At 39.3% G+C, this 239-nt stretch carries 1 protein-coding gene; it reads left to right on the forward strand.

Annotated features, from left to right (window positions below):
- Positions 1-198 (forward strand): hypothetical protein (locus AAEY72_RS16215; RefSeq protein ID WP_502945417.1); only part of this gene is annotated, 198 nt, incomplete at its 5' end.
- Between the last annotated feature and the right edge of the window lie 41 nt (positions 199-239).

A 239-nucleotide genomic window follows, 5' to 3' on the forward strand; every position in this document is an offset into this window, starting at 1 on the left:
TACCACAGCAATCACGAAACAGGCTCGTTTATCCTAATCGATCGCTTATCAAACCTAACTGTTGCTGCCGGTATGATTGAGCAAGTACTGCAAAGCCAAACAAAGCAAAGTAACTTTAGCGAATTTGAAGTTGAATTTAACAGCTTAGTACGCAAGCACTTCCCGCATTGGCAAGCGCTTGATATTTCTAAGTTATAAGTTAACTTTAGCCTGTTAGGAATTTAAAAGCATGGTAGAAC

Origin of the sequence: Psychrobacter sp. W2-37-MNA-CIBAN-0211, assembly GCF_040309405.1 — a bacterium.
Lineage (GTDB): Bacteria > Pseudomonadota > Gammaproteobacteria > Pseudomonadales > Moraxellaceae > Psychrobacter > Psychrobacter glaciei.